We start from the raw sequence: 9,304 nt of genomic DNA on the forward strand, positions 1-9,304 counted from the left end.
TTAAGTGCGAAACCTAATTAGGGTGAAACAGGCAAGATGTGTAATGTTATATAACATGGCAAGCCCTGGTTATATAAATTACCCGACTTATTCGCTTTCAGCTCAACGTGGCATCTTGTCCTGCGGAGCTTTTGGCATAGCCAAAATGTACGGTAAATAGAAAAAATGACTGAAGGGAAAAAGCCAAAACGGATACGCCAAAATGTACTTCAAGTCGTAGTGACTGAAAAATTGAATAAATGGAGAGCTGACTGGTCAGCAAGAGATCAGATTGAAAGTAAATGACCTAATGCTGGACTCTTCTAAGAATCGAAATTTAGTAGACTTGTTCTTTTAAAAGTAAGATCTACTTTAATATTTAAGAATATTCAAATACGTCAAGCTTGGTATAGGATATAGAAATAAGTGCTACCCTAAGCAACATGAGTTAACCTTTAAAAATTGAGAACAATGTATACGCAGGTGGTAATAAAGCAATATAAGCCACGGCTATACAAATAAGCCCACTTTTTAGCACCCCAAATCTTTTATATAACTCATCACTATAGGTTTCAGATATATCTATTACACTCTGTATAAATACAAATAAAAGAGATGCTAAGCCAAGTAGTATTGTTGTCAGGCCGAACCAATTAGCTTGCTGGTAAGCTAAAACAGCTAAATAGCATAAAAATGACCAGGCAATAGATATTACACCTAAAACTACAGCCTTTTCTAAAACATAAATAACTTTTACTTCGTGGTTCATTATTCTCTCATTCCTGATTTTATGTTGTTGAATAAGAATAAAATATTATTTACAAGAGTAAAAGTGAGCTTGTTCTTTGAGCGACACATTAGGTCGTCTAAAGGCTATTTCGTATAAGAGATTTTATGTTAATCAGATGATTAAAAGGCCCGTAAATAGGGCCTTTCGTATAACGTGTATTATGTTAATTTTAGGAATACTTAACTTAAAGCTATAATTAAGACCAATGCTAATTTTTAGATATTAAAAAACAATGGAAATTACTGAGTATTTAAAAAAAAATTATGTTCAAATTAGTCTTATCATTATATTTTTTTCATCAACTATATATGTTCTAAGAGAGCATTTTTTTCTTATCAATAAAGCTGAAGAACTATCAAAAAATCATAAGAATATATATGTAGGATGCCTATTTTTGGAAAAAGCCTTTTCAACTAAACATGGCATCGAACGACATAACGTCAATATACATGGTAATAGATTTTTACTTCAAAACATGACAATTTCTATCTTTCCATTCAACCACAAGTACTATGATTTTCAAAAAAAAATTAAGCATAATACCTGTTATAAAGTAAGATATATCGAAGTTAATTATCTACTTGCTAAAAGAACATACATTTACGATCTAGTGGAATAGGTCTGTAATCAGAATAAGTACCTTCCATTTAACATAATGGCTGTTATACGAAATAAAAAAACCTAGGCACTGGCCTAGGTCTGAAATTAAAAAATACATAAAAATTAACGCTATAGTCTCAATTTTTCAACTTCGCATAACGTGTATTATGTTAATTTTAGCTATTTTTCATAATACAGAGTTTGGTAAGGCTGAAATTTAAGCTCATTTTCCTTACACCAATCACAGAAACTAACGGTCATATTTGATTTTTTATATTGTATTGAGCAGTGGAAGTATTGCATATGGTACTTATAAAGCATCTGTACAAATGAGCGAAAAATAGTTAAGTTAAAGTATACTTTTTTATAGGTAATTTATAATTAATTATATGTTTTTTTAAATTAAATTTTTATAAAAATCCCCATAAGAAGGTATATAAATAAATTATGCAAACTAAATTCAAGTATGAGTCAAACATTATTAATTTTTTAATTAAGATAACTAAAAGGAAATGTCCTTGTTGCAATTATAAGGTTATTATTCCTTTGAAATTTAAAAAATATGATCCTTACTATTGTTCAAAATGTAATTCTCATATTGAAGCAAATCCACTTTTATCAATAATACTTACTTTATCCATGTTGGGACTTAGTATAAATTTAGGTTATATTGGATTCAATATACTTTCTATATTAGTATTAATAGTCATGTTTATTCGTCATTTGTTTCTAGATATCTTAGATGCAATGATTTTACCATTGCAAGAACATATATAGCTAGATATGTTTATATAATGGCTTTGTTGCACAAAGATTTCATAACTATATGATTTTAAAATTTTTGATTATTTTTTTGATCCAAAATTAAATCCATTTAAATCAGATGCTTACATATTTATTCTTTAAAAAACAGATAAATATCAGTGCAATAAACTCATTTTTCTAATTTCGCATAACGTGTATTATGTTAATTTTAGTTTTTCTTTACTTTAAAATGAATGTCTAAATACACTAGAGAATGGTTCTAGGAATATGAAAACTGAACCTTGGATTGAGGATAATGATCCATTAAAGCCCTATTATGGAAAATTGAGTAATAAGGAATATACCGATATTTCTAATATATTTACTTTATGGATTAATCATAAGAATTATATTGATCCTTCAATAATTTCTAAAAATAAAAAATTAAATTTATTAGATTTTTCAAATAGATATAAAGAAAAATGTAATCAAGCCTTATATGAACTGCTATGTGAAAGCCTAAAGCAAACAGATGGATATCTCTATTGGCTACCTATGAACAATGTAAAGAGTGAAAATATCTTTGCCGCATATTCTCCAGCAATGATTGCTAAGACCCCAATAGAAGCCAAGTATTTAGATTATGCTTCTCGCTCTTTTCTGCAAATGCAAAATGGTGGATATGCCATTGTTGAAAGCAACCTAAATTTTATAGCCCTGGTTATTGATGGCTACTATATGCAGGTAGCATTACATTCAAACTTTATGAATGAGAAATTTCAAGAATATCTTGATAGTTGGAACGAGATCGAAAAAAACCTTGATGAAATTACAGCACAGTGCCTTTCACACGCTCATTCTATACAGTAGAAATTAAAGAGGAATGAAGTATGTAAGCACCCTATTTAACATAATAGAGGTTATACGAAATGCCTTTTAAAATATCTTTGTTTTTCATATAGTTAAAAATTTTTAACCGATCTAAAAAACAGCAAAAAGCCGACTAGGAAACAAGTCGGTTTCTTTTTGAGCTATTTTGATACTTCTTGCCAATAAAAATGATCAATATTTAATCAATTTGTCATTTTTCTCTGCGTTATCAAGCCAACGCTGGCTTAAATTATCCCCAATTTCTGCGGACAACTCTTGGGATAAAAATCCACCAATTTTGTACGCCTGAGCGCACATGAATTTAGGGATTTTGCGGATGTTCACAATCCCCTGTATTCAATATCATGAAGTCATAAGAGAACAGGATGTTCCGCAGAATAAAAATAAATAATCGCACAAGGATCGGCGGCACGACAGGAGTTATGCCAAGCGAACCAATACGAAAAAGCCCGACAGGATGTCGGGCTTTTTTATTGTCTATTGTTTTTCATTCACTTGAGAGAGCAATTGAGGAGTTGAGGATTTGAGAGTTATGTATAAGATTTGGAAAAAGAACATTAAATATGCACTCACTAATCGAGAAGATCGACTTTTATATAAACGATATTCTTCAATAGTTGCCTCACGAATAAAAGTTCCACGATTGTTTAAGACATACTTTAATCCATCTTTTTCGACATTAAAGTTATCCAATAGCCCTGTAGTTATAAAGAATGTTGCAATTGCGTAGATAAATAGGATGATGGAAAGAGCATTAAAATTAATCTCTAATTTTTCAGAGAAGACGGTGATAGCTACAACAAAGAGAGGAAAAATTAAGAAGATACAAAGTATGAAAGAGAATGCAAAATGAAAAAAATAAGAGCTTAGATTGATCAGAGCAGCAAGAATGCATGTAATAAGTGTGAAAGAAGATAGAGTTCTCATAATTATTGGAGATTTTGAAAAAGTTTTCGCATTATCTAATATTGCTTGAACTTTATATAATACTAATTCGTATAAGAGATTTTATGTTAAATGGCTAGTATGTGAAGCACTTGCTTCACATACTTTATGAATACTAATTATGGTTATGTTGGATCACTTTTCTAATGGAAAATTTCAGTCCATTAAATGTTTGAATACCATCTAATACTGCAAATCTGATTGGAACATTAACCTTTTTATAGTCTCGAAACGTCATTTTAATTTTCACAATTACTTTTTCTTCATTTTGAAGAGTATATGCTTTGACTATCCCATAGTAGTCAGCTTCTTTACCCTTTATTCCATCGGCGTGAAAATTGTCTTTTCGAACATCTTGTCCACTAGTTATGCTTTTTCCAGCATGGTTATAACCACCATCTGCTGTTATGAATGCATGATCTAATACATCACCACTTTCTTCTTTCTCTAAATTTTCTACGCAATTACGTAAATTATTTTTCTTTAAATCAGATAATTTTCCGAGTTTACGTATGGCGATTTGTATTTTCTCAATTGCTTTTTCAGTTTCTTGTCGAGGAAAGATTTCATTCAAATCTCCTCCAATGATTAAATGCTCATTATTCAAATCAAAAGCTATAAAGTCATAAGCATTCATTGAATATTGAATTACTTTAATTAAATCAATTATTTCCTCATTCTCTACAGATTTTATTTTTGAAATTTCTCCTGCTATTCTGATGTTATCTCTGCGATTCCTTGCATTTTTTAAGTAGACAACTTTGAAGTCATTATCTTCAACGATCAAACTGGTTTCGATTGAATTGTGGGTAATTTCATCAAGATTGAAAGATGTATTATTTTCACCTAAAAGAAAAAAATCATTAGGTTGCTGTAATAGAGAAAAAATCTTTTCCAGTTCTGCTTTTGGAAGAGCATAAAAATAAGCTCTTTTATTTGTAAATTTTATGTGATCAGCTAATTGCTTATCTAAAGCTTCCTGTACTTGAATAAGCTGTTTTTTAACGTCGCCTGAATCCAAGTTTTTAATCTTAGCGCTCAGAGCTTTAAAGGTATTAGAGTTGCTAAAACCCATACTAGTAAACTTAGTGTTTATTTCAGCACATAGTGTTCCCCGACGTTTGAGAAGATCAATTTTAAATAGAATATCTTTCTTTAAAGCATCAATATCATCTTGAGGATTCGTTTTTTCGTTCATGAATTATCTCTAATATAAAAAGTGTAATTTTTAATCAATCAAGTTTTTATGGGTATTAAGACTTATGTTTTCAATAGATTTTTCTAATTAATTTTAAATTTATCAAGACACCTATAGTCATTATAGACTATAGCCAAATTGTTCTATTGTTATGGTATCTCCTAGGTACTAGGTAAATGGGTATTTATTCAGGAGACAGATCTGACTCTAACTTATGGACATATTTGTCTTTAGCCTATAGAAATATATGTCTATAGTTTTTGATTTCATATATATGATTTTAGTGATAAATTTTATCACAAATATGACTTGGTATCAAAAAATGGTAGCTGAAAAAAGTACGCTCCAACGAACACAAAAGAAATGGAGCAAAGAGATACTTGATGAAGGTTTCTGTATTGTTCCTTCTATTCTCTTACGCGCGCAAAAGCGTATAGGTGTTAACCCTTCTCAGTTAATTTTATTAATACAACTTCTTGATTATTGGTGGGATGCAGGAAACAAACCTTTCCCTAGTAAAAAAGATTTAGGAAATCGTGTTGGCTTGGGTTCCAGACAAGTACAACGTTACTTAGCAGACTTAGAAACAGCTGGTTTAATAAAAAGAGAAGCAAGAATCGTTGCAGGAAAAGGACGAACTACAAATAGATATGATTTATCTGGTTTAGTCGAAAAATTAAACGAATTAGCTCCTGAGTTCAAAGAAACTCGTGAGCTTAAAAAAGCAGTGGAAAGAAGAGGAGGCGATGATCGCCTGAAACTAGAAAGCAAAAACCCCACTATATAGCGGGGTTTAGCTCATTTTTGATAATAGAGTCGCCTCTAAATCGAGACTCTCTATATCTTTCTTATTACATTCTAAAAGAATTAGGAAAATTTGCAAGTGTCATATTCAATCCCTTCAATCAGATTTGCATCGTACGAAAGCTTTTTCAATGTTCCCAATAATGCATCTGCATTGAATGGAGCTTATAGTTGGTGTCGCCTAATATCATCACAATTATTTTTAATGATTGGTGATTTTGAAGTCATGCTTCGGAGTCATCTACATATTTGTTTATCTAAAAAATATGTGCAGCCAACAAGTCATAGTGAATATTGGTTTATTGATCATGCTGTCTTATCTAATATTTATAATCAGTACCAAGGATTACCTCATAAACCAAGCAAGACTCAACTAAAAACATTAAAAAATTCTATAAGGTTCTCATCTCCATTTCAGTTATCACCTGACTGTCAAAGTATGGTTATTAATGCTATTTTGGATTTATTAAAAAAAAATCGGAGACATTTCCCCTTACCTGACGACATTGTGGCTAATTTGAGTTTTGGCTTCTGGGTAAGTTTAATGAATGGTTTGAAACACCCGCATCATACCAATAGTTTGAGTAGTGTTTTGCGTGAAATTTTTCCTAGTTTTCAGGGAAATTTCGACATAAATTTATTGAATGAACAGGTTGATACATTATTCAGACTAAAAAACATCCGCAATAGAATTAGTCATCAAGATAGTATTTTAAAAACACCAGAGTCAAAGTATCCTCAGCGTGAGTTTATTCCGAAAAAACCACAACATCTGATTGTTAGCTTAAAAAGATTGATGGACTTGCTTGAAATATTTTTAGTTAATATTAATCCTGCTTTCTTAACAGAAGTTAAAAAAACACAGTATTGGATGCTCCTTAATACTTTGTTAGATGTAAATATTTTAGAAGTGTTAAAAATTTCTGGTGGTGATACAAGTTCCTATTTATTACCTATTTTATTAAGTCAATTTAACGCGAAGCATAATTCAACAGTTCATCTCCAAGTTTAAGTAGTTCTTCTACAATTAACATAATACACCTTATACGAAATGCTTTTCATTTCTCTTTAAAATTCAGTGTTTTATGTTGATGTAAAAAGCCCAATCCTTCCCGATTGGGCTTTTTCTTTGATTTATCACGTTCCACGCCTAATAAGTGATCAATGTTTCACAGTTTTAATTAGCCCAATTGAATAATCAGGATGCCTGGTCTTTTTCTTTTTGGCGTTTATCCAGCTCTTTTTTCAGCTCCTTTTTATCTTGGTACGATGCGATCAGCATGATCGGGATCAACAGCGGGGCCACAATAATGCCCAGGGCAATGTCTTTCAGTTTCGGCATGATCTTTCTCCCTTAGTCATTATCAAAAACAGCATTCAGTACACGGCCAAATAAGCCACGTTTTTTCTTTATCTCATAGTGTGTCTTTGATACGTGTTTTGGTGTTTCATTGGGGCGTGTCACTGGTGTTTCATGAGATGTAATAATTTCACCATATTTATTATTATCAATAGTTTCACGTGTTTCACTACTGTTGTCGCATGGTACATCATTAGGATGTGTCACTGGTGCATCATGAGACATTTTTTCTTCAGACTCTTTATGCCCTAATAGTAGTTGAAAGCGGTCTATTTGATCTAAATAGCGTTTTTCCCGATCTTTGTATGACTCAATTTCCTTTTTCATGAAATCAACAAGCTGACGTAAATCCGCATCATCCTTAGACTGATTCACTTCTTGTTTTTGTTCATGCTTTTTGATCGGCTCCCCAAAGCATCGGATGACTTCTGCAATATCAAAAAGTCCATCAGAGCTTCGAGATATACGTCCTTCTTTTATGGCCCTATATAACGTAGAGCGACTGACGTTAAAGCGATTAGATACTTCACTTAGTGATAACTTAGCCATTTGCTACATCCTTTTTACTTGATGGCATATATCCCACTTTTTTTAGGTACGGGTATAGTTCTTTTATTCGGTCAGGATTTTTCAGCATCTCAGCAATACGAATAGCAAATTGCTGATAGCTTTCAGTTCCTTGGGAATACCGCCCCATTTCTGGTAGCTCTGAAAGCTTATTTGCAAACATGTGACGTTGTGCATCAGTCATTTGGGTAAAGAGATCTACCGTATTTGGATCTCTTTCTGAAGGTATAGAATCAATTTTTTTATGCTTAAAAGTGAATGATAAGCCTGAGATAGATCTTCCTGTTTTGTACTGTTCGTATTTTACATGTATATCAGTTAGCTCATTGATTTGCTTTATTGCTGGTTCTAAAACACGACTTTTAAAATTAACCATTTTTTGATATTCATTAATATCAAGTCCTAATTTTTCTCTGAATTCAGATAAAGAAATAACAGGTGTTTTTCCTACGTCTCTCCAAGCAATTAGAAACTCATATAGACGAATAGCATATTTGCTAGTGAGTTGAGCAACCTGTTTAAGTTGATAGCTTGTAAAGTGCTTTTCCAATCTTGTAATAAGAGGAACAACATCTGGTGCAAAGGTAACTTCTAATGTAGCAAGGTCATCAACATATGCAATTCGGCTAACCCAGCGGGATTTGACTACAATTTCTTTGTTTGTATCTTTATGAATTTCCTTAAAAGAGAACTTTCTTTCAAAAAGATTATTAACTGCATTCTTTAGAGCGTTATATGCAGCTTCTTTGGTGACATCAAAGCGAGAAGCATAATCAGAAGCATGAATTTCTAATTTACTGTCGGATGAGATCCCTTGGCCTGTTTCTCTTGCTCTTATTATTGATAAAAGGATAAGCCGTTGCTCGGTTACTTCAAGATTATAACTGGCATTAATTAAGGCATTATCTTTTACTACTAAGTCATTTTTCATAAGACTGCATAGGTTATAAGTGTTATTAAGACTACACTAGCACCTGATGTAATCAAATGCAAAGAAATTGTAGTCTTATGACAAAGAAATTGTAGTCTTATGACAAAGAAATTGTAGTCTTATGACAAAGAAATTGTAGTCTTATTAGTCTTGAAAACCTTGTAAATAAAGGCTTTCAGCATGTCTAAAAGCATTTAAAAACTTTAAAATAATTAAAAGCCCAGGCAAGGAAAAATTGCCCTTGGTTTTCGCTACGCTCAAACTCTATTGAATCTCGCTTTCGCTCGATTCGTTGGGGCAATTTTTTGGCTCATTGGGTTGTGACTTTAAGAAAAAGCAAAAGCAGCTCGGAATTCGCTTCGCTCATAAGCTTTTTACTCGCTTCGCTCGATCTAGGCTCAATTTTCTGCATGTGATTTACGCTTATTTAGGCTTCACAGCCTAAAAAGCAGTTTTTCAGAGAGTCTAAGCGCGAATTTCAGCGATTTCACTCGT

General features: G+C 32.0%; 8 protein-coding genes. 3 read left to right on the forward strand and 5 right to left on the reverse strand.

The genetic code is table 11. The annotated features are described in order from the left end of the window. Positions 1–427: 427 nt before the first annotated feature. Positions 428–748 carry a hypothetical protein gene (locus tag FTU22_RS15935; protein WP_180095396.1) on the reverse strand — a complete coding sequence of 107 codons (321 nt, stop codon included), beginning with the start codon at positions 746–748 and terminating at the stop codon, positions 428–430. A 1,653-nt stretch (positions 749–2,401) separates the two neighbouring features. Here FTU22_RS15935 and FTU22_RS15940 point away from each other — a divergent pair. Beyond that, the gene (locus tag FTU22_RS15940) at positions 2,402–2,983 is read left to right on the forward strand and encodes a hypothetical protein (RefSeq protein ID WP_180095400.1); all 582 of its coding nucleotides are present in this window, start codon (positions 2,402–2,404) and stop codon (positions 2,981–2,983) included. Between the two features lie 1,081 nt (positions 2,984–4,064). On the opposite strand, the gene FTU22_RS15945 is transcribed toward FTU22_RS15940, so the two are convergent. Continuing rightward, positions 4,065–5,147, reverse strand: coding sequence for a hypothetical protein (locus FTU22_RS15945; protein WP_180095402.1), 1,083 nt, complete (start codon positions 5,145–5,147; stop codon positions 4,065–4,067). 247 nt (positions 5,148–5,394) lie between these two features. Between FTU22_RS15945 and FTU22_RS15950 the strand changes: the two genes are divergently transcribed. Further along, complete coding sequence (locus tag FTU22_RS15950; protein WP_257225954.1) at positions 5,395–5,934, forward strand: helix-turn-helix domain-containing protein; 540 nt, start codon at positions 5,395–5,397, stop codon at positions 5,932–5,934. A gap of 96 nt (positions 5,935–6,030) precedes the next feature. Continuing rightward, a complete protein-coding gene (locus FTU22_RS15955) occupies positions 6,031–6,963 on the forward strand; it encodes an Abi family protein (RefSeq protein ID WP_180095405.1) in 933 nt (310 codons plus the stop codon). A 186-nt stretch (positions 6,964–7,149) separates the two neighbouring features. On the opposite strand, the gene FTU22_RS15960 is transcribed toward FTU22_RS15955, so the two are convergent. From FTU22_RS15960 to repM, 3 genes are read right to left on the reverse strand one after another with little or no spacing between them, the layout of a single operon-like run. Beyond that, a complete protein-coding gene (locus tag FTU22_RS15960; protein WP_167514224.1) occupies positions 7,150–7,293 on the reverse strand; it encodes a hypothetical protein in 144 nt (47 codons plus the stop codon). 12 nt (positions 7,294–7,305) lie between these two features. Then, a complete protein-coding gene (locus FTU22_RS15965) occupies positions 7,306–7,860 on the reverse strand; it encodes a plasmid replication DNA-binding protein (protein ID WP_180095408.1) in 555 nt (184 codons plus the stop codon). Further along, positions 7,853–8,809: a replication initiation protein RepM gene (gene repM / locus FTU22_RS15970; RefSeq protein ID WP_180095411.1), complete on the reverse strand. Its 957-nt coding sequence runs from the start codon at positions 8,807–8,809 to the stop codon at positions 7,853–7,855. Before repM ends, FTU22_RS15965 begins: the two co-directional genes overlap by 8 nt. Positions 8,810–9,304: the final 495 nt, after the last annotated feature.

Source organism: Acinetobacter sp. YH12076, from assembly GCF_013419525.1.
Lineage (GTDB): Bacteria > Pseudomonadota > Gammaproteobacteria > Pseudomonadales > Moraxellaceae > Acinetobacter > Acinetobacter amyesii.

Bases quoted from the DNA above. Each gene is read 5' to 3' on its own strand.
- FTU22_RS15935 (WP_180095396.1), bottom strand. From the start codon at position 748: ATGAACCACGAAGTAAAAGTTATTTATGTTTTAGAAAAGGCTGTAGTT.
- FTU22_RS15940 (WP_180095400.1), top strand. From the start codon at position 2,402: ATGAAAACTGAACCTTGGATTGAGGATAATGATCCATTAAAGCCCTAT.
- FTU22_RS15945 (WP_180095402.1), bottom strand. From the start codon at position 5,147: ATGAACGAAAAAACGAATCCTCAAGATGATATTGATGCTTTAAAGAAA.
- FTU22_RS15950 (WP_257225954.1), top strand. From the start codon at position 5,395: ATGTCTATAGTTTTTGATTTCATATATATGATTTTAGTGATAAATTTT.
- FTU22_RS15960 (WP_167514224.1), bottom strand. From the start codon at position 7,293: ATGCCGAAACTGAAAGACATTGCCCTGGGCATTATTGTGGCCCCGCTG.
- FTU22_RS15965 (WP_180095408.1), bottom strand. From the start codon at position 7,860: ATGGCTAAGTTATCACTAAGTGAAGTATCTAATCGCTTTAACGTCAGT.
- repM (WP_180095411.1), bottom strand. From the start codon at position 8,809: ATGAAAAATGACTTAGTAGTAAAAGATAATGCCTTAATTAATGCCAGT.